The following is a 25,785-nucleotide window of genomic DNA, read 5'->3' on the forward strand; positions in this document are numbered from 1 at the left end:
TACCCGGCCAAGCTCCAGACCGTTCCAAAGATCTCAATCACGCGAAGCGGAGTGTCCACGCGCCGGTGCTCAGGATGTCACCAGCTTTGAAGGTCGGAACCAGCCACCTGCAAGACGTAAATCTGCGACGGCCCACCGTTCATCGATCAGTCATGGTCACCTACAAGCGATCATGGCGCTGCGTCGCCAGGAAGATCCATGATCGTCAACCGCCCATCAGTGCTCGGGCTGGGCTAAACGCCGACCACCAATGCCCCACCGGCAAGGCCGGCACCGGCCGCCGTCAGCAGTAATTTCTTGCCCGGCTGGATCGGAGCGGCGCTGTGCGCGATTGAGAGCGACAGCGGGATGGTTGCCGCTGACGAGTTGCCATAGTCGGCGATGGTCTTGACGATGCGCTCATCCTCGATTCCGAGCGACTTGCCAACAGCATTGAAGATGCGGGCGTTTGCCTGGTGAGGCACAAAGCGGTCGATGTCTGGCGCCGAGAGGCCAGCTGCCAGCAGCGCCTGCCTGGAGCAGCGGCTCATCATCGCGACCGCCTTGACGAAGACCTCGCGGCCGCTCGCGATGGTCATGCGCGTTTCGGCGATATCAGTTTCACCAGAAAACGGACGATTGCTGCCGCCCGCGGGCATGTGGATCAGGCCATAAGCGGACCCCTCCGAGGCAATCGAGCAGCCGAGGATACCGTGGCCGGGATCGTTTGAAGGGGCCAGCACCACGGCGCCAGCGGCATCGGCGAACAGCACGGCGCTGGCCCTCTCGGCCGGATTGATCCGACGGCTCAAGATGTTGGCGGCGATGACGATGGCCGGCTTGTTGTGCAGGCGCACGAAGCCGTCGGCGAAGGTCAGCGCATAGATGAACCCCGCGCAGGCGCCGGCAAGGTCGACCGCTCCGGCATTTTCGAGGCCGAGCCTGTACGCCACCAATGGCGCGCTGGGCGGCAGGAGGTGATCCGGCGTCGAAGTGGCCAGCAAAAGCAGACCGATGTCCTTGCGATCGATGCCGGCGGCCTCAAGCGCCATCTCGCCTGCTTGTGCCGCTAGGCCAGAGAGTGTGTCGTCGGGTTCTGCCCAGAAGCGTGACCGGATGCCGGTCCGCCCCTCGATCCACCCGTCTTCCAGCCCCAGGCCTGCCTCGATCTCGGCATTCCCCACCTTGCGCGCCGGCACATGATGGCCAAGGCCTATAATGCGGGCCGTGCGGTTCATAGGCTGTCGCTCGCAAGCTCGGCTGCCTCATCTACTGCCGCGTAGAGCTGGTCGAGTTGGCCCGCAGTCACACAATAAGGCGGCAGCACATAGATGACATTGCCGAGTGGTCTGACCAGCAACCCGCGCGCGAGGAAGAAGCCGCGCAGCTTTGGGCCGACGTCGGCGAGGTAGCCTACATTGCGGACGTTGAGGTCGAGCGCGGCGATGGTGCCGGTCGTGCGCACGTTCTCAAAGCGCGGGTCCCCGTTGAACGGCGCGATCTTGTCGGTCTGCATCCCCGACAGAGTGGCCACACGCTCCGCCACGGGGTCCTCCTTCCAGATGGCAATATTGGCGAGTGCTGCCGCGCAGGCAATAGGATTCGCCGTGAAGGAACTAGAATGGAAAAATGTCTTGGATCGATCCCTGGAATAATGCGCGCGGAAGATCGCATCGGTGGCCAGCGTCGCCGCAAGCGGCAACGAGCCGCCTGTCAGACCCTTCGAAGTGCACAATATGTCGGGCGTGATGGCTGCGTGTTCGCAGGCGAACGTGGTACCGGTGCGGCCCCAGCCGGTCATGACTTCATCGGCGATGAAAAGCGTTTCAGATCGCTCGGCAATGCGCTTGAGTTCGGTAAGAACCCATGCGGGATACATTCGCATGCCGCCGGCACCGAGCACCAGCGGCTCGACGATCAATGCTGCAACTTTGCAGTCGCGCGCCAGTCGTTCGAAAGCGTCGAGCGTTTCCTGTTCGTGTCCGGCGGCGGGGAAGGGGATGCTGTCGACCGCGAACAGCAGGGGCTCGTATGGGGCATTGAAGACGCCGCGCGCGCCGACGCTCATCGTGCCGATCGTATCGCCGTGATAGCTGTGTTCCATAACGACGATGCGCGAGCGCGGCGCGCCGTTGTTGCGGTGAAAGCCGAGCGCCATTTTGAGGGCCACCTCGACGCTGGTCGAGCCGCTGTCGGAGAAGAAGACCCAGTCGAGGCCTGCAGGCGCCATGTTGACCAGTGCCGAGGCCAATTGCTCGGCCGGCTCGTGGCTGAGACCGGCGAAGATCACTTGGTCTAGTGACTCGGTCGCGTTCCGAATCGCGGCCATGATCTTCGGGTGACGATGGCCGTGGGTGACGACCCACCAGGACGAGATCGCATCGAGGATGAGCCTTCCGTCGGCCGTTTCAAGATAAGCGCCCCCGGTCCGCGCGATCGACGGCATGGCCGGCTCGACGGCATGTTGGGTGAAGGGATGCCACACAGCGGAGCTCATGGCCGGATCCTCATGAAGTCGCAGGCATTGAATGACGCGCGCATGGCGGCAGCGAGCGTTCCGGGCGTCAGGGATTCCAGGCGCGGCAGACGGCCAAGCACGCGAACCTTGCCCATTTCCGCGATCGTTTTTTGCGTGTCGACCATCCTGTCGCCGATGAACGCCACGCCAAGCAATGGTATGGAGCGGGCGCGCAGAGCCTCAATCGAGAGCAGCGTGTGATTGATGGTGCCAAGGGTAGTGCGGGCGCAGAGCACCACTGGCGCGTTCCACCGCGCGAAGACATCGATGTAGAGCGCGCGCCTGTTGAGCGGCACCATCAGCCCGCCTGCGCCTTCGACCACGAGCGGCCGATCAGTCGTCGGCAGGACAAGCGCGCATGCATCGATTTCCACCCCGTCCAACTCTGCGGCGCGGTGAGGTGATAGCGGCTCCCTGAGGCGCCAGCTTTCTGGCAGCACACGAGCTGCTGGCAGATCGGCGAGCAGGGAGACGACTTCGCTGTCGGTTTCTTCGCAGGTTCCCGACTGCACCGGCTTCCAGTAGATGCCGTCAAGCAGGCCGGTCAGCCCCGCCGCGAACACAGTCTTGCCTATGCGGGTATCGGTGCCGGCGACAACGATCTGGACCGTCAATGGGTGCGCTCCCATTCCGCGGCAAGCGCATCAAACAGCGCCGAAATGTCGGCCTCGCCGACATTCAGCGTCAGCGAGATCCTGAGCCTCGCCGTCCCCTCGGGCACGGTGGGCGGGCGGATGCCGCGCACGTCGAAACCGCGCGCCCGCAACTTATGCGCCAACGCCATGGCGCCTTCATTGTCGCCGACGATGATCGGCAGGATCTGCGAACCGGCCGCCGGCAACCCAAGCGCCTCGGCCCTCTTGCCGGCAAGCGCGACGAGGCTCGCCAGCCGCTCACGGCGCTGCGGCTCATCGGCAACGATGTCGAGGGCTGTTGCCGCCGCCACTGCCATCAGCGGCGAGGGGGCGGTGGCGTAGATGAAGGGGCGGCAGCGGTTGACGAGGTAGTCGCAAAGCACTGCCGGCGCGGTGACCAGTGCGCCGGATGCGCCGAGCGCCTTGCCGCAGGTGTGCAGCACCACGACATTGTCGCGGCCTTCGAGTTCGTGCGCGAGACCGCGCCCGGTCGGGCCGTAGACGCCGGTAGCATGCGCCTCGTCGGCGAACAGGAACGCTTCGTGACGGTCCGCGATCGCGATGAGTTCGCCGAGCGGAGCCCGGTCGCCGTCCATGCTGTAGAGGCTTTCGACCACGATCCAGGGGCGGCCAGTCCCACCCATGGCTCGCCAGGCGACAATGGCGTCGTCGATGGCACCCGCATCGTTGTGCGCGGCTTCCATCACTTCGGCCCGGCCGGCTCGCGCGCCCTCTTGTGCGCTGGCATGGATGAGTTTGTCCAGCACGATCAGATCGCCTTTCTGGGGCAAGGTCGTGAGCACAGCGAAATTGGCGACATAGCCGCCGCCGAAAAACAGCGCGCGCTCGGCGCCGAAGAAATCAGCTGCCTTGGCTTCGAGCGCCTCGTGTTCCGGATCGTTGCCGCGCAGTAGCCGCGAGCCGGTCGCACCCACAGGCGTGCCTGCTGCGAGTGCCGCCGTGATCGCCTGCACCATACGCTTCGAGCCCGCCAGGCCGAGATAGTCGTTGGAGGCGAAGTCGAGCCCCGAGCGGGCGCTCAATGTGCGCAACCGGTCCTTGCGGCCCAGCCCGCTCAAAGTCGCCTCGTAGCGGTCGAGCAAGGCTCGCCCGCTCACTTGGCTTCCGGCTCCATCGACTTGATGCCGAGCCGGCGGAATAAAGCGCTGTCCTTGTCCTGGCCCGGGTTCTCGGCAGTCAGCAACGTGTCACCGACGAAGATCGAATTGGCGCCGGCGAAGAAGCACAGCGCCTGCATCTCGTCGCTCATCGCTGTGCGACCGGCCGACAGGCGCACATCGGATTTTGGCATGAGGATGCGGGCGAGTGCGATGATCCGCACGAATTCAATCGGCTCGATCGGATTGCTCTGTGCCAGCGGCGTGCCGGCGATCGGGATCAGCATGTTGATCGGCACGCTCTCGGGCGGTTCCGGCAGGTTGGCGAGCGTGACCAGCATATCGATGCGGTCGGCCTTCTCTTCGCCCATGCCGACAATGCCGCCGCAGCAGATATTGATACCGGCCTCCCGGACATTGGCGAGCGTGTCCAGTCGGTCGGCAAAGGTCCGAGTCGAGATGATCCGTTTATAGTAGCGCTCGGAGGTGTCAATATTGTGGTTGTAATAGTCGAGGCCGCCCTGCTTGAGCCTGTGCGCCTGATCGAGGTCGAGCATGCCGAGCGTCATGCAGGTTTCCATGCCGAGACCCTTCACGCCCTCGACCATGGCGACCACGGCGTCCATGTCGCGTGCTTTTGGGCTGCGCCAGGCAGCTCCCATGCAGTAGCGCGTGGCGCCTGCGTCCCGCGCCTTCCTGGCCTCGGCGATGACGCGTTGAACCTCCATGAGTTTCGAGGCGTCGAGGCCCGATTCGTGGTGCGCGGATTGGCTGCAATAGCCGCAATCTTCGGGGCAGCCGCCGGTTTTGATCGAAAGCAGGCGCGACAACTGCACCTGGTTTCGATCGAAATTCTGGCGATGGATCGTCTGCGCCTGGAACAGCAGATCGTTGAACGGCAGGTCGTGGATAGCCTCGGCCGCCTCGCGGGTCCATTGGGGGGACATTCCGTCGAACGAGTTTGCGGCAGCGTTGGGGTATGATTCGCTGTTCATTCCACCTCCATAGTCAAAAAGTTTCGCAAACCCTGTTCCGCGGAACAGTCTTGGGGCCTCAGCCGGCCCGGTCCGTCATGATCTGCCCACCAGCGCTGGCACGGGTAGGGCATTGCTGGCCTCGTCGAGGATGGAAAAGCTGTAGCCTCCGTCGCCATTGTGACCCACCGAATAGGTCAGCCGATCAACGATGCGATTGTCTCTGTCAAAGGTCAGCACGCGCGGCTTCAGTGCAGTCAACTCTATGTCATGGATATAGACCGAGTTGCAGATGATGACTTGATCGGCAGGCTGGCAGGTGCGCGCCGCGGCCCCGTTGAGGATGCAGCAGCGCGATCCGCGCTCGCCGAGGATTACATAGGTCGAGATCCGTTCGCCCGAATTCTTGTTCCAGATCTCGACGAATTCCATGGGCAGAATGCCTGCTGCCTCGCAATGATCCGGGTCTAGCGTGATTGAGCCATGGTAGTCGAGATTGGCCTCCGTGACGTATATGCCGTGGAGCTTGCCGGCGACGATCTTACGCATTCCTTTGTTCTCCAGACAACTTTCTAAACCTACCCGCCTTGCGGTCCCTATTCGTGTCGGCGCCTGCCCATGGGTTGTGCGGTGCACTGTTTGGGCGCCGTAGACCAGGTTCTTGGGCACGGATCACCTCTTGGGATCTCATCGATGAAGGCCCCCGCGGTCAAATTGGGTTCGTTGCTTCGTGTCCTCGTGAATCATCGACTGGCTGGCCAGTGTTGTCGCGGACTGCTGATCCGCCACCACTCGTTGAGGATCCGAGACCGGTGCCGGAAAGGAGAGGCAGTTTCCCGCGTTTCTAACGAAAGCTCAGGCTGCGCCATCGTTCGCTCAGCCGATATCTTCAGCATGAACCGCTCCATCCGTTGTTTGGTCTTCGGCGGCGGAACGCACCCTTCTGATCGAGTCGCAGGATTCGGTGAAGGCGACGTCCAGCAGATATCCAAGCAGCTCCAGCCCGTGAGAGGCCGCCAACTGGCGTAGCTCGTCGAGTCGGCAGATGATGAGGCCAAGGGCTTCGACGCGGCCTTTTGTTACTTGCTGGTCTGTCACTCGCGCTTCGGCCGTTGAAGCGTTTCGCCCGGTAGCAAGCAGGCTTACCTCGGCCGACGGTGGAACTCCGGACGGGCTGGCGCAGGTTGATCCGCGGCCAAAGCAGTTCCTGCGATCCCGGTTCATGTCCTCTCCCTCAGTTAAGATGCCTGTTGCAGTTTCGGTCGGACGGCATGTCGAGGCCGATGTCGAGGATCGGAGCGCTGTGGGTGAGCCAGCCGACCGAGATGAGGTCGATGCCGGTTGCCGCGATGGCCGCGACGTTCGAGCGCGTTATCCGACCCGAGGCTTCAGTGATCGCCCGGCCGCCGACCATTGCCACAGCCTGGGAAAGGTCCTCGACCGACATGTTGTCGAGGAGCACGGCGTCCACTCCGACTTGTAGTGCCATCTCCAACTGGTCCAGCGTGTCGACCTCGACCTCGATCTTGACCATGTGGCCAACCGTGCCGCGCGCGCGCTCGATCGCGGTCCGGATGTCGCCGGCAAGGGCAATGTGGTTGTCCTTGATGAGCACGGCGTCATCGAGCGCGAAGCGGTGATTGGCGCCGCCGCCAGCGCGCACAGCATATTTCTCCAGCGCACGCAGGCCCGGGGTCGTCTTTCGCGTGCACACGATCTTTGCGTTATGGCCGCGCACCGCGTTTACGAGTGCGGCTGTGGCCGTGGCGATGCCGCTCAACTTGCACAAGAAGTTGAGCGCCGTCCGCTCGGCTGTCAGCAGGCTCCGCGCCGGCCCGTGTATGATGGCGATGGTGCCTCCCGCCGGAATCTTGCCGCCTTCAGGACACCGCAACTGTATGCTGATCCCGGGATCCACCAGGAGGAAGGCAAACATCACCAGATCGAGCCCCGCAACAACGCCGCCCTGCCGGGCGTTTAACGCAAACGTCGCCTTGCAATCGGCGGGGATGATCGCATCGCTCGTGATGTCGCCGGCTCTGCCCAGATCTTCCAGCAGGGCATTGCGCACAATGGGTTCCATGATGATCTGGGGAAGCGGTGCAAGGGAAGTCATATCAACAGCTCCGTTCGGATCTCTGCCAGTTGAGCGCGACGGCATTCTCGAAGGCTGTGCAGAGCGTCAGTCGCGAGGGCAGGGCGGCAGCATCGCGCCCGGGGAAATCGGACCGGTAATGCGAGCCGCGGCTTTCCTCGCGCCGAAATGCCGCGATCGCGATCAACAGCGCCACCAGCGCCGGGTCGACCGCCGTCGTTTCGCCAACCGCGATCGGCAGAAGGGTAGAGATCGCCTCGCGCAGCACTTTGCCCTTGCGAAAGATGCCGAGCGCATTGGAGACGACTTGGCGTATCGGTGAAGGGTCGGGTCGCTGTGGAAGGATTGCGGGGAGCCTGGACCACTGCCAGCCCGCGCAGGTGCCGGCGACGCTTGCCGCCACCCAGGCAGACGTTACCACCGCTTCGGCCAGCGAATTGCTGGCGAGCCGGTTGGCGCCATGCAGTCCGGTGCATGCTACCTCGCCGCACGCCCACAGGCCAGAGACGGAGCTACGGCCTTCAGCATCCACGGCCACGCCGCCCATGTGATAGTGAGCCGCGGGACGCACCGGGATCGGTTCCACGGCAGGATCGATGCCGGCCTGCTTGCAAGCCGCATCGATCGCCGGGAAGCGTTTTGCGAATTTTTGCCCGAGGCATTGCCGGGCGTCGAGATGGACACGATGCCCGGCTGCGAGCTGATTGGCGATCGCCCGCGCGACCACGTCGCGCGATGCGAGTTCAGCGCGGGGTGTGGCGGCAAGAAAGCGTTGACCGTATTCGTCCACCAGTACCGCGCCCTCGCCACGGACTGCTTCGCTTATAAGCGGCATTGGCCGGCGCGGCGTGTGAAGCGCGGTCGGGTGGAACTGGACGAATTCGAGATCGGCGAGCTCCGCGCCGGCGCAGGCGGCAAGTGCCAGGCCGTGCCCGAACGAAGCGAGCGGGTTCGTGGTGTCGCTGAAAAGACCGCCGATACCGCCGGTCGCGAGCACCACACGGCGCGTGGGCAACGCGAACACGCTATTGTGCAGCACACCCAGCATGCCGACGATGCTGCCCTCCGCAACCACCAGACGATGGGCCGTCATACCTTCCATGATGGTGATCGAGCGTGTCCGCCGCGCCACGGCGAGCAGCACGCGGAAGAGCTCGCGGCCGGTGGCGTCGCCGGCGGCGTGCACGATCCGGCAGCGCGAATGCGCCGCCTCCAGGCCGAGCCGCAGCTTCCCGTCCAAGGCGCGGTCGAAGGGAGCACCCAGGCGAATGAGATGGTCGATGGCTGAGGGTAGGGCCTCGACCACCCGCCTGACCATCGCTTCGTCGCAAAGCCCATCGCCGGCGGCAAGCGTATCGGCGAGATGCAGCTCGGGACTGTCGTCCTCGCCGAGGCTTGCTGCGAGCCCGCCCTGGGCAAGCGTGCTCGAGGCATCCGTGCCCAGCGGGGTCCCGGAGAGAAGGATGACCGGCTGCGGCGCCAGGTGCAGCGCCGTCAGGAGGCCTGCGATGCCCGCGCCGACAATGACCGGCGCTCCGCGAATGTCATGGATAACAGGCGTCATACGAAGAGCATGCGCTTGACGGCCCAGCGGGCCCGCTCTGCGACGTGCAGATCTATCGTCACGATGTGACGGTTCTCCTTGAGCGCGGTACGGATATTGGCGAGCGTGATGCGCTTCATGTGTGGGCAGAGATTGCATGGGCGCACGAATTCCACGTCTGGATGCTCGACCGCGACGTTGTCGCTCATCGAGCATTCCGTCATCAGCACCACGCGTGCCGGCTTATGCTGTCCGACATAGTCGGACATCGCCGCTGTCGAGCCGGCGAAGTCGGCTACGGCGACGACCTCCGGCGGACATTCGGGATGGGCGAGCACGGTGATACCCGGGTGCGCGTCGCGCAGTTCGCGAATGTCGGCCGCCGTGAAGCGCTCGTGTACTTCGCAGCGTCCCTTCCAGGCGATGATCTCGACCTTGGTTTGCGCCGCGATGTTCCTTGCCAGATATTCGTCGGGCAGCATGATGACGCGTGGCGCGCCGAGCGACTTCACCACTGCGAGCGCATTGCCAGAGGTACAGCAGATGTCCGACTCTGCCTTTACGGCGGCGGAGGTGTTGACGTAGGTGATCACCGGAACGCCGGGATAGCGCTCGCGCAGCAGCCGCACGTCCCCGGCCGTAATCGAGTCGGCCAGCGAGCACCCGGCGGCAAGATCCGGAATGAGCACGGTCTTGTCGGGATTTAGAAGCTTTGCGGTCTCCGCCATGAAATGCACGCCGGCGAGCACGATGGTATCAGCCTCGACCTTCATTGCCTTGCGGGCGAGCGCCAGGCTGTCGCCGACGATATCGGCCACGCAATGGAAGATTTCGGGGGTCTGGTAGTTGTGCGCGAGGATGACGGCGTTGCGCTCGCGCTTCAGCGCCAGGATGGCATCGATGTCATCGGCAAAGGCCGGCCATTCGACTGGCGGGATCACCCGCCGGACGCGCTCGTAGAGGGACGCGGCCGTAGGTAACGCGCCAGTCATCCGCGCCTCCGCTTATATTCTGAGTGACAATAAGCGGTTTATATCTACGTTGACTATAACATTGTCAAGCGCGTGAGAGCGGCAATTTTGTCCCCGAAACGACAGCACTGTTGTCGAGGACGTCGCGGCGGAAGCGATAGAGCTTCGCCGGTCGCCCGCCCGTATCGAGGGCACTTTCGCCAGTTTCTTCGACCAGCTCTTGCTGCTCGACCAGCCTGCGGAAGTTCGGCTTGTTGATGAGCCTGCCTGCCAGGGCTTCCACGGTCCGTTGCAGTTGCAGCAGCGTGAAAACCGGCGGCATGAGTTCGAACACGACGGGCCGGTATTTGATCTTGGAGCGCAGCCGAGCGATGCCTGTCGCAAGGATCCGGCGATGGTCGCCGAGCATCGCGTTGCCTGACACTGGCGCCGGGAGAGTCGTTTTCGGCCCGCTACCAGCCTCTTCGACCAGGCCTGCCTCGAAAAGCAGCTCATAGCGCTGCAGCGTGAGGTCTTCGTTCCAGGGACGATCATCGAAGGCAAAGGCGATGGCGGCGCGCTGGCGGCGTTCGCGCTGCGCCGCTGCATCGCTGGCGCCCTTCGCCCAAGCCATCAGGCGCGGCCGTAAGACATTCAGCGCCTCCGGGGCGCCGGATCGATGGTCTTCCCAGGGAAAATACGCATACCAGCTTTTCCAGTGGGACTTGCGCGGCACGGCAAGAGCTTCCTGCCGGGTCAATGCGAGATAGCTGATGGAGATGTTGCGCTGCTCGCGCCCGGCGCTGATCCGGTCGCGGTCGGCGAAAGTATAGAGCTGCTCGATGTAGCCCAGCGGGTGACCTGTTTGTTGTTCGACCCAGCCCCTCAGACCCGCCTGCAGCGAACGGTGAATGAGCTCGAATGGACCGGAGGGAAGCGCATCCTGCTGCCCAATGCTGAGCACACACGGGTCGCGGTCGGTCACGGCCGCGACAACCGCGATCAAATCCACATTGATATCGCCACCCTTCCGGGAGGCGCTGCTCTTTTTGGTTCGTGTTGCCTTGTCGTGCATGTTCCAAAACGTAAGATGCGGTCTGCGGCGGAGCTAAACCGATTAAATGGGCTTGGACTATACCGGGGCGCGTGCTAACCGCATACCTGTACGGGATCACTTTTGTTCTTCGCAGTGGCAAAAAACTGGCCCAAACGCGACACCCGCGGAGGGTAACGCCAAGGAAGGGCAAGGCCATGTTGCCGACCCCTAAGATGCAGCAGCCACTATGAACGGGTCCGGCATCGAGACCGAGTGCAATGATAGTGGCATTCTCGATCTGCGCGTCGCAGCGAAGCTTGGCGGCCCTATCCAATTAGGGTCCGCCCGTGGCGGAACCCCCACGACCCTGTGACTGGCGAGCCCGGGCATGGGCCAATGCAGCGAACGGACCGCGGACGAAGCGGTTGTGCCCGAGCTTTTACATCAGAGTCGGTATCGCGGCTTCCTTGGTCGATTCAGGGCCTGGCGAGTTCACGCTTGTGCCAAACTCAATTTTAACCGGTTTGGCCGCAACCCAATTCACGCTGCAATTGTCATAAAGGAAAAATGCATGGCGACTGGACTGCGGAGCGTGCGGGTCTTTCAGCTCTCCCTGACGAAGGTCAATTACGAATCGAGCAGGACCGCCGCACCGGGAAATCCTCAGCCGAACAATCTCAGCAAAGTAAGCTGATTGCCTCTTGGAGATTGCCCAACAGCCGACCAACGGCGATCCTTTACCGACCGCCGAGGACGAAATCGCCCCGGACCAGCAATCGACAGAAGCCTTGCGCACTTGCTGCATGCCGGCAAACGTCTAAACCGGACCGTTTGGAGCGAAGGGCGGTCAGCGCGCCAGGACAACGCTCAGGGCCGCGCCGTTTTTTGCGGGCCCTCTTGCAGGGGCAGCCTGTTCGCCCTGGTTAGGCTTTCTACCCAGGCCCATGGTCTTGGCTAAAGCCGAGCGCGCCGCGGCATAATCAGGGGCTACCATCGGATAGTCTGCCGGCAGGCCCCACCTGGCGCGGTATTCGTCGGGCGTCAGACGATAGGGGTAACGAGATGCCGCTTCAGCGAACCTAAATCCGTCGGGCGCGTGCAGGCGTTAGCTTCCCTGCCGAGGCCGAGGCCGATCCAGTGCTAGCAAACGCAACCCGCATGTCCAAAGCATGTCGAGGCCACCAGCGCCTCGCCGTCACTTTTCCGTTCGCGTCCGGGCTCCTCATCGGCGCGACGTTCGCATCTGCGCATGGCTGACCTCGGTAACCTTGTCGGATGTGTGACAATGTCGGGGATGAACCAATGCGACGCAGGCGGATCATGTTGTTCAGCAATAATTTTTCGATTTGGCACGGCACTTGCGCAGCATCCGCAAACACGCTGCGGCGCAAACGGAGATTTGATCTATTATGCTCGCCGACCGTGCGTTCGCCGCCGTATAGCCGCCCTTGCCGGCGGCCGACCTTGCGCAGCCGACCTTCTGGGGCCGGTAATTCTCTAGCCGCACACGGGACCTAAATTGCGTTTCCCTTGGTCACACACATCGGACGTCATCGAGGCAGGAACGGCGAATGCGAGGCCCAGAGGATTGCAGCAAAGTGAGCACGTCCCACTGCATGGCATACCCATCAGCATATCGACTGCAGCCGGTCTGAGCGGCTATGCGCTCGTCCTGTTCGAGTCGGCGCTCTTCGGAGGGCAAAGGCCTCGCCGGCATCACGATCCGCGCCGGCCGCTTCGCCGGATCGTAAGAGACGAGAAGGGTTCGTAGGCAATTGTGTCCAGGCTGGGCTTCGCCGCGTGCGATCGGGCGTGCTGCCATATCGATATCAGGCGCTGATCGATCGAGTCACGTACCGCCTGCCGATGCACCCTCGCGCGTACGGCTGCTGGTTTTGCGCCAGCGACGCTGACGAAGAGCGCGGTGAGCGACTTGTCGCCCAATGGCCGCCCGGATTGTGTGTGATTCGACACACGTAGAGTGTGTGAAATAGCAGCTATGAAGAGGCCAAATGAAAAAGCAACTATATCCGGCGGTCCTGGAGCGCGGTCCTAAGGGAACGTTCGGCGCGTGGTTCCCCGATTTTCCCGGCAGCGTCGCCGGTGGCAGATCGCTAGAGGAAGCAATCGAGAAAGCGGAGAACACGCTGGCGAAAGCGGTTGATCTGCTGTTCGAGCACGGCAAGTCTCTGCCCGAGCCGACGCCGATCGACGGGATCGTGCTTCCCAAGGGCTGCGATCTGCTGGCTTATTTCGTTGTAGGCGTGGATCCGCCGGATCAGTCGGAGAGGGTGAACGTCTACCTGCCCACAAGGCTGATTGGCCAGGCCGACAAGCGCGCGGCGGCATTCGGTATGAGTCGCTCCAGCTTTTTCGGGCTCGCTGTCACCAATGCGCTAAGCTGGCGCCCTGGCCCTGGCAGCTCTTGGGCGGGCTTGGCGAAGTCCCACTCGAAGGTGCACAAGACGGGCGGGCTGCGAACTAAAAAATCACCGACCAAAAAGCGCTCGCCATAGGCGGGCCGCTTTCTCTGCGCCTAGTCAAATCTCCAACTCCAGGGATGATCCCCAATCATATGCGCAATACTATGCTATTCGGCGGTGTTAACGGTGAACAACCTCGTTTCGGTCGCAAGGACCCAAGCGCATGTGTGGATGCCCCCCGTGATGCAAGTGGATTTCGAACACCGATAGCAATGTGAGCGGGTCCGGTCATCCATCAGGCTTCGCAGTTGCGGCACTTTATATGCCGCAGGCCGGCATGGAGATTCGCGGACAGGTGCGGATCAGATTTGCAGCTCCGTACGCTTGACCGCTTTCGCTGTCCCGATCGTGTCGATCATTTGCCCTTACTGTTCGCTGCCCTCCGCACTTCCCGACGGACCAGCGAGCGACGGCTCGATCGTCAATCAAGCTGGCGCCGTCGCCGGATCCCGGTAGTTCTCCTTTTTCGTCAGCATGGCCCATGCCGACCGCGCCATCTTGTTGGCCAGTGCGATGGCAACCAGCATGGGTGGTCTGCGCGCCAGCATGCGCGAAGATTTCGGCGAAGGCGCTTGTTCGCCCGCGGCGCCGCATCGAAGTTGCGGCAGGCGTGTTCGTCGTGGCCTCGCCAAAGCGTAACGCTTGTCAGATGATGGCTTCTACATGGCTCGCCGTCATTGTGACAACGAATCTTCGCCCAACGCAGGCCCGCAGCGAGCAGCAGCCGGTCGGACGTAGCAGGCACAGCCGACGACCACAAAGGCGGACCAGTACCGTGACTTGGTTACGGAAGCACGGCAGATTCATACCAAAGGCCCGGCCGACGATGTGGGTCGTTGGAAACGTCACTCAGCGGATGATCCTGCTCACGGAAAGGGTCGTGGCATCGGGCTGGGCTCGGCCCTGCCACAGATCAGATCGCGATAATGCCAGAGCCAAGTCTGCGCCCCCTTGCAACCGCTTGCCGCGCCGCCTTCCCTTGCTGCCATCGTCGGTGATCACCCGACAGTTTTATTAATAAATTTATCACTTTAGTTAAATCCCTCCCATCATTGATCAAGATCAACCGAGCCTCTCCTCACGGCTGTCATTGCTGCCGCGCAACCGAATTTTGGATTTCAAGGAGAGCATGATGAGAGACTGGAGAAGGCCGCGACGCGCAATCACACTCGGTATAGCGCTTATCTTGACTGCACTGCAGCAGGCGGCGGCTGCGGATCTAGAATGCGTGGGTGCGACCCATCAGGAACCGTGCATTGTGATTGAACGTAGCCCTTGGCAAGTTCGGCTGCGTGCGCTGGGGGTGATCACGGACGACAAGGGAAACGTCAACGGAATTCCCGGCTCCGGCCTTTCCTATTCGGATACCGCAATTCCGGAATTGGACCTTTCCTACTACTTCACAGACAACCTCGCCGCCGAACTCATACTCGGGACCACCTATGCTAACATCTACGGCGAGGGAACGATCAGCGGACTGGACAAGATCGGCAAGACTTGGGTGCTGCCGCCTACGCTCACGCTGCAATACCACCTCACCGATTTCGGCGCGTTCAAGCCTTACGTCGGTGCAGGGGTAAACTACACGATCTTTTATAACCAGGATACCGCCAGCGCCGATGCTCTCCACGTCAAGAACACATTTGGCGGCGCTGTGCAGGTCGGGTTCGACTACACGCTGGATCAGCATTGGGGTATCAATTTCGACGCCAAGAAGCTCTTCCTTGAGCCGAATTTTAATGCAGTGGTCGGCGGCGCGAACGTCACGGGCAAAGCCAAGCTCAATCCTTGGCTGATCGGCACAGGCGTCACCTACCGCTTCTGACAATTCAAATCCCAGGCGGCACCACGTCCAAATGGTGCCGCCAAGCTCGTGGTCGCCTGATGTGCACGGGCCACGGAGATGACCCGCCGGGGCCGCCGCGTGCGCGCTCACGCGCAGCGCATAGACTCTCACCCACGATCGTCATCGCAATGCTCGCAACTTTCATCCGAGAAACGCTCAAAACGAACTCTCGGCACAGCCGCCCGATTGCGGAGTTCCCGGATGGCGGCATCAATGGAAGTGCAAAAGGATTTTATTAACCTTGATCATCGACGTATTCTCCTCTGAGAATGTCTACGAATCGAATTCATGGCCAAGCGACCAACGATTGCCGATCTTGCCCGCGAAGCCGAAGTCAGCGTCGCAACCGTTGACCGGGTTCTGAACGCCCGCCATCCGGTCCGCAAGCAGACTGCGCTGCGGGTCTACGAGGCAGCCAATGACCTTGTCGAGCGGCGCGCGCAGTCGGATCCGCCGCGCTATCAGCTTGGTTTTATCCTCAGAGAACCGGCGCAGTATTTTTACCAGGACTTCGCGCGCGAAGTCGAAGCGGCAGTCAATGCGTCACAGGCGTTCCAGGGTACTTCGCTTATCGAATTCGCCCCGTCGAATGTGCCGGGCGATCTGATCGCACTCCTCCAGGAGCTTGGGAGCCACTGCCACGCGATCGCCATGGTGGCGCCGGACCACCCGGGGATCACGGCAGCTGTCGAAGAACTGAAAGCGAAAGGCATCCCAGTTTTTTCGCTGCTTTCCGATTTCGCCACCGGCGTACGCGAGGGCTATGTCGGCCTAAACAACCGCAAGGTCGGGCGGACAGCAGCCTGGATGTTTTCCAAAGCCGCAAAACGGACGGGCAAGGTGGCGTTTGCGGTCAGTGAGCATTACCAGGCCCACGAGCTTCAGGAAATCGGCTTTCCATCCTATTTTCGTGAGAGCGCGCCGACATTCGAGGTGTTTGACATTCCTATCAACGTCGCGACGCGACGGATCACATACGAGGCAACACTGGATGTGATCCAACGGGAACCCGAACTCGTCGGCTTTTACGTGGCCGGCGGCCGCATGGAGGGTGCAGTTTCGGCGCTCAGGAAACAGAGCGAAGACCGGAATATGTTCGCCATCGTCAACGAGATCACGCGGGAGTCACGCGCCGCGCTGGCGGATGGCATTATAAAGATGGCGGTCGCCACGCCACTGCGCCGGCTTTGTCAGGACCTGATAACGCTGATGGCCCGGACCATCGAAGCCGCTGCGCGACCACGCCGGGAGAGACATTTCTGCCGTTCGACATCTATCTCCCGGAAAATATATGAACACGATAAGATTCCCTTCGGGCATTGCCGGTCGTGGTGTGGAAAGGACCCGTCAACTAGCCAAATCTTGAGGCCGAGTTCCGCGTAACTTGCGCCCAACCATCAGGCCCGAACCGACTGTGGGCGAACGGCTCGGGGTCCGGCCGAAGTTGATCTCTATATCGGTGTCCGCGGCCAACAAAACATTTCCGAAGTTGGGGTAAGATCGCCGGCGACGTCTCTGTCCGCACCATCCTTCCCGCGGGTGGGGCGACTCCTAGCCAGTGCATCTGGTTTCAAGCAGACGATCGGTGTTGCGAGCCAGCACAGCCCATTTTTATGCAGCCGCAGCGCCGAGAATTGAGGCCAAAGGCGGACGGATGGCCTCCCCTAACGAAGCATAATTCAATCGTTCCAGGCTGATCACCCCACGTCGCGGCCAAACGCTCGGCGGCGACCTCCTGCCGTCGGCGCGCAGGGCTACCCTCTCAACGAATCGGCATCGCTGCCGATTCGGCGGTTTTGCCATTGGCACCACGGTCGCCAGCAGCAGCCGGAGCGTCCTGGTCGAGGAAGACGGCGGCTCGCTGCTTCGCAAGCTACGTGAGCTACACTCCCACTCGGATACCCATGTTGGCTATATGGCTATCGCCCCTGTTGGCCGGTTTGGTCGTTTCAGCAACGGGAAGAGGGTCCGATCGCGGTTCCGCGTACGCTGACGCTTCGCGACTGCGATCTACCCAGCTTTCCACTGGCGCCATTCTCTTGTATCTCAAAAAACCCGCTGCGCCTTTTGGAACGACATTGATCCAGCCGGCGAACGATCCGCTCAATAACTGTAATGGAGGATAGCTTGGACGAGCAGGACCCGAAGGAAGAACTGATCGAGACCATGTTCCGGAATGGCACTATCACCGTCGTCGGCATCCTGCTCGCGTTCTCTTTGGGCTTCGTCACGCACTGGGCGGCGAACCCGGTGCCGTGGCGGCTGTATGATCTTTTCGCCGTCGTACCGATCCTGGGCGGCATCGCGTTGCAGATGCGGGCGCTGTCCATCCTGCTCGACATCGGCTCTCTACGCCGGAAGGTTTTCGACCGCGCTAACCGCATTTTCATGTTCGGCCTCATCCTCACCGCATGCGGGGTCGGACTGGCAATTCTGCTCGATGTGTTCCAAATGTCTGTAACAAGCACACTGCCAGCTCGCTAAAAGTTTAAGCCGCTGATAGCGCCGGATCGGATCCCTGTCCGTCCAAAACATTTGTTAATGCGATTCCGGCCCAAACCGCCTAAGCTCCTCCCGGCTGTACCCGTTGCATTTGTCCTCGGTCTGATCCTGATACGGACGTGAACTAACAGTATTCCGACCGACCTCTAGACTAGTTTCCGTCCATAAACACAAGTATTTTGCAGCGATTACAAGGACTTATGCTGGGCTTGGAGCGCTGTGATGGCGCAGTATGGGATCAGGTGGGCGGGTCGCTCGGTAGCCTGCTTTGGTTGGGTCGACTGGCTGCACGGGAATGATCGCGCCATAAGCCGGCGCCGCCCGCTTCAAAAGACGCACCATGACCCATACAGCATCCCAACCAAAGCAGGCTGCTGTCGCTCGGCCCGTGCATAAGTGCGGCGCTCACGGTGCTGTCCAGCCGCACCACCCCGATCCGCACCAAATCGCGAGCCACCAAGCCAAGCAAATCGCGATGCTCACCAGCCATCGCGACACCGCCTTCAACTCTTGACCGATCTCGTGCGCGGCGAAAAGATCGAATAGCTGACTTGGACGGCGCGTTCTTGATGCATTGTCGCCGCCGGCGGCGGCAGGGATTTGGAATCAGTGGAATGATCCAAAACTACCAAACCGCCGGGCCCCGCTCGCGCAAAGCTACGATTCGCTAAACAAAATCAACACTTTGCCGTTCAGGGACGGAACTAGCTAGGGCCAAAGGAGCAGCTTCAAGAGAAGGATGGAGGTTTCGTCTTTCATCCGTCTGGACACTTGCCAAGTCGGGGCGAGACGCAATCTGATTTCCGTCGGACCACGGCACCGGGTCCCACCTCGAACGCCGTGCTCGCCTGGATGGCAGTAGGCCAGCGAAGCCTTGAACGGCCGCAGCAGGACGAGCGATTGGACGAGATACTCTCAGTATGACCTCGATCACGCGCGATCAGTGATCGCTATAGGGCCGCCGGATGCAGCCAGGCGCCATCATTCGGCGCTCGGATCACACCTGCGGCCCTATGCAGCCACGCTAAACAGCAACGGCTGCGCAACTCGACCGGCACCGGCGATCGCCTGTTGCTCAATCCCGCTTTCAGACATGCAATTCTCAACCGAGAACTCTGGTGTCAGCCCGCGCCAAAGCTGGTCACCGCTTGTCCGCGTCCGATTGACGACAATCTGTGTTCAGATCCAGACCATCCTAAGGGTTAGGATCAAGCCGGCCAGAGCCGACTCCTCCGATTTGGGGTCGCTGCTCACAACCCTTTTGGTGGCATGCCAATTGCTTATTCATAGCCATGATACGTGTTCCGACATGGCCCGTCGTGCAGTCTTTAGCCCATGAGTTCACATGACATTCGTCCGAACACAATACAGGCTGCGCATCCCGTGGGACGCCCCTGCTCCGTTGGATCTCGCTGCGATCAGACAGGATCGCCATCCCGCAGAACGCCTTCAGGCTGTCAGCTAGGGCTGCCATAAGGGTTCTCGTAAAACAAACATTCAGGAGAACTTATGACTTGACCACATGAATATCGGCGGCTTCGCCCGCTCTCCTGCACATAACACCAGATTCTCTTCAAATCCGTGATGATAAAAAGGAAAACGAAAAATGCCTACCTCAGAAAAACATGCTGTGGGGCGCTCAAGGCTCCTGAAACTGCGGTCTCATTGGCCACGAACCATACTTGCTGCCACGGCGTTGGCCATTGTAATGACCGCTCCAGCTCCAGCCAGCACCCAAGACCATGACAAGCACTACTCCGCACAAAGCTTATCGGTTGTTCAAGGTTGGGGAAGTTGTATACGTTGGGCATTGTGCATTGGCAATCCAGGCACCCTCGACTAGCTAGTTACGTCCATAAACACAAGTATTTTGCAGCGATTGCAAAGGACTTGTTGGGCTTGGAGCGCTGTGATGGCGGGCTATAGGATCAGGCGGGCGGGGCCCTCGGTCGCCTGCTTCAAATAGGCCAGGGTCGCGCGAGTGATGGCGATCTGCTCGCGATAGAGTTGGACCGGTTGGGTCGACCGCGCGTGAACTGGTTCTTGCGGGCCGCTTGTTGGCTGCACGGCAATGATCGCACCATGAGCCGGGGCCGCCGACCAAGCTATCGGCCCGCTTCAAAAGCCGCACCATGACCCGGACAGCATCCCAAAGGAGGCTGCTGTCGCTCGGTTCGTGGATAAGTGCGGCGGTCGCGGTGCTGTCCAGCCGCACGACCGCGCCGTCTTCGAGCTTCGCCTGCCGGCACCCAACAGCAGTATCCGATTGATCTTCCCAAGTCTCAGACCGGACCGCGCTGATCGTCTTTTGCAGCACCGACTTCTGCGGGCTCCAGGACAACGGCAAGCGGGCAAAGGCGCGAAACGAGGCTGAGTCCTCGAGGTGGAAGGCCAACTCCTGGTAGCTCAGTTGCCGATATTGCTTCAGCAGAGCGCAGCGTAGCACTGCTTCAGCGGGCAGACCCCGCCGCCCAGTGGCCTTGACCCCGACCCGCACCAAATCGCGATGCTCATCCAGCCATCGCGACATCGCTTCGACTCGGGACCGATCTCGTGCGCGGCGAAAAGATCGACAAGCCGACTTGGACGGTGCGTTCTTGATGCATTGTCGGCTCCGGCGGCGGCAGGGATTTGGAATCAGTGGCATGATCCAAAACTACCAAACCGATGGTCCGTGCTCGCGCAAAGCTACGATTCGCGCAACAAAATCAAAAACTTTGCCGTTCATGGACGGAAACTAGCTAGGGCTCTGGCCGGTCTCGCACCATTCGGCGCACCAGCCCGGCCATGGCGCACAACACCGATTCTAGCTGATCTCGCTGGCTGCCGACCTCGTCAAACGGCCGCGATGCCCAACATTCGCAAGCGGCGAGGCGAGGCTGAAGGAAGACGAATAGCAAGGGGGCCAGGCCGCCCGTCACCCTGTCTCCAGGCCTTGGGGCGTTCATGATCACACGCATCGCCGGGAGCGGCCTCGCTCACTTCATTCGCATGGATTTCCCGGTGGGGTCCTCACGTTTGTTACAATCAAACTACGAAACGCTACAAATGAAACCTATTTTCCTTGGACAGATTCACAGATGAATTGCAAATGTACCAACGAATGCCGAGGAAATTAACGCTCCAAAGTCAGATGAATACCTTGTGAATGACTTTTGCCGACAAAGTCTACAAATGCATAGAGATATCAATGGGCTAATGCATCTCGAATGAGCTATGTCTATACAATTTGGCAGGCAAATGGGGGACCGAAGGCAAGTCGACATGATGGTTTCAGGACTCTGAAGAAGGGGAAAACGTCGTGTAAAAAAACAGGATCGAGAACAATACCGTTCTTTGAGTTGTCCAAGGTGGACGCTTCGATCAAGTGCTGACTGAAGCGTGACCGGCCATTTTGGCGCGCGAAATCGGTCACCCGGCAGCGATTGCAGGTTTGCAGTCGTTGGCCCTTTCGGCCATAGCTCATGCGACAGCAATGCGATCCAGGTAGATCAGTCGTTTCATGTTGTAGAGGATGTTGGCCATGCCGATCTTCGTCATGGCCCGTTCGATGCCGATGGTCCTGATGAACAGCCCCATGCGGCTCTTCTGCTCGGCGAAGACATGCTCGACACGCGAACGCACCTTTGACTCGAGGTTGTTGGAGCGGCGGGTGGTTTCGGGCATCGGCTTGCCCTTCGGCTTCTTGCGATGGACCCGGCTGATGAAGCCCTGTTTGTCCATGAAGGCCTCGTTGGCGTTCGACCTGTAGGCGGTGTCGGCCCACACGCTCTTGGCGGTGTTGGTTTTGTCGAGCAGACCCTCGCGCAGCCTGGCTCCCTCGTAGGCGGCCGCATCTGTTGCCAGCCATTTGCGGATCAGGCCATGCTCCCGGTCGATCGAGATGTGGTTCTGGTAGCCAAAGGCGGGAAAGGCGATATCAACCGGCGGCATCCTGCCATCTGCCCGCGGCTTGGCCTTGGTGAACTTGACCGTCCTTTGTCCTGCCAATCTTGCGGGGCCGGCCTTGATGTCGTCCTTTTCTTCCTTCGTGTTCCTCTGCTTCGGCGCGGCGATAAGGCTGGAATCCACGATCTGGCCCGACATGGCGATGTAGCCGGCCTCGCGCAGCATCGCATCGAAGCGTTCGAACAGGGCTTGGATCGCTCCTGCCGTCGTCAGCCTCTCCCGAAACAGCCAGATCGTGCGCGCATCGGGAACCCGGTCCGAAAGCCCGTTGCCCAGGAACCGCATGAACGACAGCCGGTCGTTGATCAGGAACTCGGTGCGCTCGTCCGACAGATTGTTCGCTGTCTGGATAACCAACACCTTCAGCATCATGACCGGATCGTAGGGCGGTCGGCCACCGTGCGGCCCGCCCGTGTAGGCGAGCACCCTTTCCAGATCAGCCCGAAACGCCTCGAAGTCCACAACCCGACCATAGGCTTCGAGCTGATCGCCAAGATCGCTCAACCGCCGAAGCCGGTCATCGACATCGAAGAAACCAGGTGCAGTTCCCATAAAAGACCCCCCTCGCCATCAAGTGCAAAAAAGAATATTTGCACGGTGCGCTTTCGGCGCGAACGGATCGCGACATGAAACTGATCACTTGCTATCTTTCAAAGGTGGAGCGGGTAGAACCACGGCCCTGATGGGTCTGTGCTCCTCGCTTGCCTTCAAGCAGAAGAAGATTGCGTTGTTCGAATCCGACCCGAACCGCCCGCTCACGCGGTGGAAACTAAATGCCATTCGTAACCACGCTTGGGACCAGCGATGCGAGGTTTTCGTGGCCGACGAACTGCCCCTCATGGTAGATGCATATGGACAGCCGGATCTTGGCGGCTTCGACTATGGTCTGGCCGAAGCCATGGCGGTCCCAGCGACTTGAACGACTCGATAATCGGCAGTTCAGATTGCCTGTTGATACCCGCTATGCTGACACCTCTTGATATCGATGAGGCGCTTGCGACTTGCCGCTACATTATTGAGCTGTTGATGGCAGAGGGACTGCAAACACATACTGCCATGCTTCCCCAGCGAGTGCCTATCGGTAGACTGACAGTCTCCCAACGAGCCGCGTGCGAGGTGTTGGATACCCTGCCGCTGTGCGACATGCCATGCGTGAGCGTGACGCTTCTTTGATCCTGCGGCAGCGCACCAAAAGTGATCACACTAATATCGAGATATGCGGTTCCTGACGAGGCAGAGCCAGAGCCTGCCGCGACCTAACGCTCGGCTGGATCAGCAATCCACCGCAAGCGTTCGGTGTTGCATTCAATGATTCCGTTCGTACGTCTGATGGCACCGGCCTCCTCCAACGCTAATATAGCACGATTTACCTTCGGCCGGCTTGCGCCCAAAATCCCTGCTATATCCGACTGAGTGAGGGACAGTTTGAGATCTGCCCTTACCGGCAGTTCGGTGCCGTGGATCTGCCTCAGGGTAACGAGGAGAAAACGGGCCGCCCGGGAATTCAGGTGATAGAGAGCGATGGTTTCCAACTGCTCGGTGATACTCCGCAGTCGCGAGCAGAGATAACGGATTGTGGCTCTGGCTGCCCCCGGCGAAAGTTTGATTAGGTCCATAAATGGCCTCTTAGCGATGACGAAGCCTTCGGAGGCGACCTGCGCCGTGGCGTCGGCTGATCGAGGATGACCGTCCAACATGGCCATCTCGCCAAACAGTTCCCCGGCTTCGAGTTGTCGCAAGACCAACTCACGCCCTTGTGGGGTGATCAGAGATACCTTGATCCGTCCAGAGATCACCCCGACCATGTAGTTGCCCTCATCGCCTCGCTGGAAAATCACCGTGTCTGGAAGCCATCTGCGAAAGCTTGAGATACCGGCTAGCGCTGCGAGGGTCTTATCATCAAAATCCTGAAAAATCGGAAAGGAACGCCAGAAGGCAGGGCTTCTACAGAACTCGGCCATATAGTTTCCTCTTGGAGATGATCAGTCCTATTGATGGGCGGGCGATTTAGGGGATCACGTCGGTTGAGCGTCGCGGGCGTTCGGCGCCCGCGGCAAAGGCGACTCGCGCTGGTGCGTTGTGCGGCATCATCGACATCGCGAAGTACCCGACGGCGAAAGCAGACGACGGGGATTGCTCTTGGCGTGGTGGCTTGTGACCGGTGCGTGGCGCGCTTTTGTAGGCGGCGTGGACAACGGTGCCTCCGAGCAGTCTCATCTAACGCCGGAGCTTGAATCAGCCGCAGACAGCTGTCACGGCTGCGAAAGACCGGTATCGCTAGCGTCCGGTTCAGCCGCTCCAGGGCCGATCTGAGCCATTGGCTGCGAACTCGATTAAGGATTTGGCCGGCTCTGCGAACCGGCCATTTGCCCTGAGAGCGCACATCCGCATGTCTAGTGCGGCGTGCCGCTTCCATCCCGTTTGGGGGAGGAGGAGCATGCGACGTGTCACTGGCATGGACCTTCAAAATATTTACACGGAACTCGTCTTCAGGAAGGCTGGCCAACCGAGGCATGCCGGGCGCGTTGATGTGATCCGCAAGAACCCGGCAGGCTTCGACATTGGGTTGCAGCAAATGCAACTGGTGATCACGGCAACATGGAAATGCTGGCAGTCGCGGGTGCCCTTCTGTAGCTTCGGTCGAATTCGCCGACCCGGATGGGTCGAGGCACGGTGCTGTTGGTATTCTCATTCACAAACTTATTGAAAATCGATTGTATCAATACATCCCATCAATGCGATGGATAGGTGACGGCACCGCACGTCGCTCCTCCTCACCCGCAGCTCTGCTGCAGGAAAAGCGAGCAGTCGCCGGCTTTGATCTGTCGTCAGCTATCCGACAGCTCCGCCGGGATGCTGAAGACATAACCGATACCACGTTTGGTTTTTATCAACTGTGGAACTTGCGCGTCTCTTTCGAGCTTCCGACGCAAGCGCAAGATCTGAACATCAATGCTTCGGTCTGAAATCTCGCCGTGGATGCGAGTGGCTCGTTGCAGGTACTCCCGCGATAACGGCCGTTCTGCCGCCTCAAGGAAGGCAAACAGGAGCGCATACTCTCCCTGGGTTAAGGGTACCAGTGCGCCAGACGGATCACGCAGCTGTCGCGTTTTCAAGCGTAGCTCCCATCCGCCGAAAAGCCATCTTCCTGATGGTGACCTTCTATGAACTTCCACAGGGTCGTTAGAACGGCACCTGACCAGTGAGTTAACGCGCACCAAAAGCTGACGGAGCTTACGCAGACACTCGTCGGCGCCGAATTCAAGCCGGATCACTTTGTCTTTCTCACTCCCAGGGTTCTCAATAACGATAACGGAGATGTCCCCGAGGTCGCGGAGATCACGCAAGAGTCCAGGGTCATCCTGGCCAAGATCCAGACTGGCAATGACAACGTCGCGCTTCAGTCCTTGGGAGATCTTTAACGCTTTCCCATGCGCGCACGACCCTATGGTCGACGAATTGCTACGCAGCACGTGTTCTTCCATGTTCAGAATAAGGGCGAAAACATTGTCGACTACAAGGACGCTCCCGATTTTACGGGTCTCGCTCATATATCGCCTCCATCCGCAACCCCACCTTGTCGGTTTTTCAGCAAAACTCCGCTGCTTGGCTGGGAACGTTCGAGTGCAGCAGCATCCTCGGATTGCACGGCCGGGGGATTGCTGCTGTAACCGATGGAACTTCACCCTGGTTCACTTCGCCACGGGGTCTCGGTTAGCAGGCGAAAGGTGCGAGCGCTCACCGGCTCGGACGAGACGACATGCAGGGCGCCTGCATAAAAGCTTCACCCAAACAGTTCCTTTCTCCCGCCCTTGACGAAAACCGCAATCTGCTGGTTCTCGCGACCGTGAAGATCTGAGCAACCTCGCGCAGTACGCCAGATGCTCGCGAGCGGATCCTGCCGGTTAGGTGCGCCGTAAGTGCTGCTCAACGCCGCCGACAAACCAGTTAACAGCCAGCCCCATCAGGGACAGCATGGTCACCTCTGCGAGCACGCGGTCCAAGTTGTAGAGTGCTCCTGCCTCCAGGAAGTGGGTGCCTATGATCCTCCCGTGCCTCGTCCCGAGGGGTGGATGAGGCACACAAACTCGCCCTGTGCGCCTCTGAGCAAGACGTCGCTCAGAAGCGTCACGGCATCGTGGCGATGGTGAACATTCC

17 protein-coding genes and 6 pseudogenes are annotated in these 25,785 nt (G+C 60.6%); 5 read left to right on the forward strand and 18 right to left on the reverse strand.

The window, feature by feature from the left end:
• Window positions 1-233: 233 nt before the first annotated feature.
• From ACWGS8_RS17705 to ACWGS8_RS17760, 12 genes and pseudogenes are all read right to left on the reverse strand, one after another.
• Entirely contained in the window at window positions 234-1,217 is a 984-nt protein-coding gene (locus ACWGS8_RS17705) for a beta-ketoacyl-ACP synthase III (RefSeq protein ID WP_454582129.1), read from the reverse strand.
• Complete coding sequence (locus ACWGS8_RS17710; protein ID WP_454582130.1) at window positions 1,214-2,476, reverse strand: adenosylmethionine--8-amino-7-oxononanoate transaminase; 1,263 nt, start codon at window positions 2,474-2,476, stop codon at window positions 1,214-1,216. The genes ACWGS8_RS17705 and ACWGS8_RS17710 overlap by 4 nt, the downstream gene beginning before the upstream one ends.
• The gene (bioD, locus tag ACWGS8_RS17715) at window positions 2,473-3,111 is read right to left on the reverse strand and encodes a dethiobiotin synthase (RefSeq protein WP_454582131.1); all 639 of its coding nucleotides are present in this window, start codon (window positions 3,109-3,111) and stop codon (window positions 2,473-2,475) included. Before bioD ends, ACWGS8_RS17710 begins: the two co-directional genes overlap by 4 nt.
• The gene (locus ACWGS8_RS17720) at window positions 3,108-4,250 is read right to left on the reverse strand and encodes an 8-amino-7-oxononanoate synthase (RefSeq protein WP_454582132.1); all 1,143 of its coding nucleotides are present in this window, start codon (window positions 4,248-4,250) and stop codon (window positions 3,108-3,110) included. Before ACWGS8_RS17720 ends, bioD begins: the two co-directional genes overlap by 4 nt.
• Window positions 4,247-5,245 carry a biotin synthase BioB gene (gene bioB / locus ACWGS8_RS17725; RefSeq protein WP_454582133.1) on the reverse strand — a complete coding sequence of 333 codons (999 nt, stop codon included), beginning with the start codon at window positions 5,243-5,245 and terminating at the stop codon, window positions 4,247-4,249. The genes ACWGS8_RS17720 and bioB overlap by 4 nt, the downstream gene beginning before the upstream one ends.
• 75 nt (window positions 5,246-5,320) lie before the next feature.
• Entirely contained in the window at window positions 5,321-5,773 is a 453-nt protein-coding gene (gene panD, locus ACWGS8_RS17730) for an aspartate 1-decarboxylase (RefSeq protein ID WP_454582134.1), read from the reverse strand.
• A gap of 327 nt (window positions 5,774-6,100) precedes the next feature.
• Window positions 6,101-6,448, reverse strand: a complete 348-nt coding sequence (locus ACWGS8_RS17735) for a hypothetical protein (protein ID WP_454582135.1) — start codon at window positions 6,446-6,448, stop codon at window positions 6,101-6,103.
• A gap of 10 nt (window positions 6,449-6,458) precedes the next feature.
• Complete coding sequence (gene nadC / locus ACWGS8_RS17740; protein ID WP_454582136.1) at window positions 6,459-7,340, reverse strand: carboxylating nicotinate-nucleotide diphosphorylase; 882 nt, start codon at window positions 7,338-7,340, stop codon at window positions 6,459-6,461.
• Between the two features lies 1 nt (window position 7,341).
• Window positions 7,342-8,883, reverse strand: coding sequence for an L-aspartate oxidase (locus ACWGS8_RS17745; protein ID WP_454582137.1), 1,542 nt, complete (start codon window positions 8,881-8,883; stop codon window positions 7,342-7,344).
• Window positions 8,880-9,854, reverse strand: coding sequence for a quinolinate synthase NadA (gene nadA / locus ACWGS8_RS17750; RefSeq protein ID WP_454582138.1), 975 nt, complete (start codon window positions 9,852-9,854; stop codon window positions 8,880-8,882). The genes ACWGS8_RS17745 and nadA overlap by 4 nt, the downstream gene beginning before the upstream one ends.
• Before the next feature lie 64 nt (window positions 9,855-9,918).
• Window positions 9,919-10,887 carry an NUDIX hydrolase gene (locus ACWGS8_RS17755; protein ID WP_454582139.1) on the reverse strand — a complete coding sequence of 323 codons (969 nt, stop codon included), beginning with the start codon at window positions 10,885-10,887 and terminating at the stop codon, window positions 9,919-9,921.
• Between the two features lie 808 nt (window positions 10,888-11,695).
• A pseudogene (locus tag ACWGS8_RS17760) lies at window positions 11,696-11,925 on the reverse strand (MucR family transcriptional regulator); the annotation flags it as partial.
• A 935-nt stretch (window positions 11,926-12,860) separates the two neighbouring features.
• Here ACWGS8_RS17760 and ACWGS8_RS17765 point away from each other — a divergent pair.
• Window positions 12,861-13,364 carry a type II toxin-antitoxin system HicB family antitoxin gene (locus ACWGS8_RS17765; protein ID WP_454582140.1) on the forward strand — a complete coding sequence of 168 codons (504 nt, stop codon included), beginning with the start codon at window positions 12,861-12,863 and terminating at the stop codon, window positions 13,362-13,364.
• A gap of 392 nt (window positions 13,365-13,756) precedes the next feature.
• On the opposite strand, the pseudogene ACWGS8_RS17770 reads toward ACWGS8_RS17765, so the two are convergent.
• Window positions 13,757-13,879: pseudogene (locus tag ACWGS8_RS17770) on the reverse strand (IS110 family transposase); the annotation flags it as partial.
• Between the two features lie 584 nt (window positions 13,880-14,463).
• Here ACWGS8_RS17770 and ACWGS8_RS17775 point away from each other — a divergent pair.
• The 3 genes and pseudogenes from ACWGS8_RS17775 to ACWGS8_RS17785 all read left to right on the forward strand — a co-directional run bounded on the left by ACWGS8_RS17775 (window position 14,464) and on the right by ACWGS8_RS17785 (window position 17,661).
• Window positions 14,464-15,156 carry an OmpW/AlkL family protein gene (locus ACWGS8_RS17775; RefSeq protein ID WP_454582141.1) on the forward strand — a complete coding sequence of 231 codons (693 nt, stop codon included), beginning with the start codon at window positions 14,464-14,466 and terminating at the stop codon, window positions 15,154-15,156.
• 309 nt (window positions 15,157-15,465) lie between these two features.
• Window positions 15,466-16,472 (forward strand): annotated as a pseudogene (locus ACWGS8_RS17780) (LacI family DNA-binding transcriptional regulator).
• 832 nt (window positions 16,473-17,304) lie between these two features.
• Window positions 17,305-17,661: a hypothetical protein gene (locus ACWGS8_RS17785; RefSeq protein WP_454582142.1), complete on the forward strand. Its 357-nt coding sequence runs from the start codon at window positions 17,305-17,307 to the stop codon at window positions 17,659-17,661.
• A 295-nt stretch (window positions 17,662-17,956) separates the two neighbouring features.
• On the opposite strand, the pseudogene ACWGS8_RS17790 reads toward ACWGS8_RS17785, so the two are convergent.
• From ACWGS8_RS17790 to ACWGS8_RS17800, 3 genes and pseudogenes are all read right to left on the reverse strand, one after another.
• Window positions 17,957-18,254, reverse strand: a pseudogene (locus ACWGS8_RS17790) (ISNCY family transposase); the annotation flags it as partial.
• A gap of 1,369 nt (window positions 18,255-19,623) precedes the next feature.
• Window positions 19,624-20,285: pseudogene (locus ACWGS8_RS17795) on the reverse strand (transposase); the annotation flags it as partial.
• 856 nt (window positions 20,286-21,141) lie between these two features.
• Window positions 21,142-22,179 (reverse strand): IS5 family transposase, encoded by a 1,038-nt coding sequence (locus ACWGS8_RS17800; protein WP_454582143.1) that lies wholly within the window; start codon window positions 22,177-22,179, stop codon window positions 21,142-21,144.
• A gap of 130 nt (window positions 22,180-22,309) precedes the next feature.
• On the opposite strand from ACWGS8_RS17800, the pseudogene ACWGS8_RS17805 reads away from it, so the two are divergent.
• Window positions 22,310-22,800: pseudogene (locus ACWGS8_RS17805) on the forward strand (hypothetical protein).
• Window positions 22,801-22,883: 83 nt separating this feature from the next.
• On the opposite strand, the gene ACWGS8_RS17810 reads toward ACWGS8_RS17805, so the two are convergent.
• The gene (locus ACWGS8_RS17810; RefSeq protein ID WP_454582144.1) at window positions 22,884-23,588 is read right to left on the reverse strand and encodes a Crp/Fnr family transcriptional regulator; all 705 of its coding nucleotides are present in this window, start codon (window positions 23,586-23,588) and stop codon (window positions 22,884-22,886) included.
• Between the two features lie 867 nt (window positions 23,589-24,455).
• On the reverse strand, window positions 24,456-25,178 hold the full coding sequence (locus ACWGS8_RS17815; protein WP_454582145.1) for a winged helix-turn-helix domain-containing protein: 723 nt from the start codon (window positions 25,176-25,178) through the stop codon (window positions 24,456-24,458).
• Window positions 25,179-25,785 lie beyond the last annotated feature (607 nt).

This window comes from Mesorhizobium sp. 43Arga (assembly GCF_053714255.1).

What these genes read in the sequence shown, in the direction of transcription:
- ACWGS8_RS17705 (WP_454582129.1), bottom strand. Translation starts at nt 1,217, where the DNA reads ATGAACCGCACGGCCCGCATTATAGGCCTTGGCCATCATGTGCCGGCG.
- ACWGS8_RS17710 (WP_454582130.1), bottom strand. Translation starts at nt 2,476, where the DNA reads ATGAGCTCCGCTGTGTGGCATCCCTTCACCCAACATGCCGTCGAGCCG.
- bioB (WP_454582133.1), bottom strand. Translation starts at nt 5,245, where the DNA reads ATGAACAGCGAATCATACCCCAACGCTGCCGCAAACTCGTTCGACGGA.
- panD (WP_454582134.1), bottom strand. Translation starts at nt 5,773, where the DNA reads ATGCGTAAGATCGTCGCCGGCAAGCTCCACGGCATATACGTCACGGAG.
- ACWGS8_RS17735 (WP_454582135.1), bottom strand. Translation starts at nt 6,448, where the DNA reads ATGAACCGGGATCGCAGGAACTGCTTTGGCCGCGGATCAACCTGCGCC.
- nadC (WP_454582136.1), bottom strand. Translation starts at nt 7,340, where the DNA reads ATGACTTCCCTTGCACCGCTTCCCCAGATCATCATGGAACCCATTGTG.
- ACWGS8_RS17745 (WP_454582137.1), bottom strand. Translation starts at nt 8,883, where the DNA reads ATGACGCCTGTTATCCATGACATTCGCGGAGCGCCGGTCATTGTCGGC.
- nadA (WP_454582138.1), bottom strand. Translation starts at nt 9,854, where the DNA reads ATGACTGGCGCGTTACCTACGGCCGCGTCCCTCTACGAGCGCGTCCGG.
- ACWGS8_RS17755 (WP_454582139.1), bottom strand. Translation starts at nt 10,887, where the DNA reads ATGCACGACAAGGCAACACGAACCAAAAAGAGCAGCGCCTCCCGGAAG.
- ACWGS8_RS17765 (WP_454582140.1), top strand. Translation starts at nt 12,861, where the DNA reads ATGAAAAAGCAACTATATCCGGCGGTCCTGGAGCGCGGTCCTAAGGGA.
- ACWGS8_RS17775 (WP_454582141.1), top strand. Translation starts at nt 14,464, where the DNA reads ATGAGAGACTGGAGAAGGCCGCGACGCGCAATCACACTCGGTATAGCG.
- ACWGS8_RS17800 (WP_454582143.1), bottom strand. Translation starts at nt 22,179, where the DNA reads ATGGGAACTGCACCTGGTTTCTTCGATGTCGATGACCGGCTTCGGCGG.
- ACWGS8_RS17810 (WP_454582144.1), bottom strand. Translation starts at nt 23,588, where the DNA reads ATGGCCGAGTTCTGTAGAAGCCCTGCCTTCTGGCGTTCCTTTCCGATT.
- ACWGS8_RS17815 (WP_454582145.1), bottom strand. Translation starts at nt 25,178, where the DNA reads ATGAGCGAGACCCGTAAAATCGGGAGCGTCCTTGTAGTCGACAATGTT.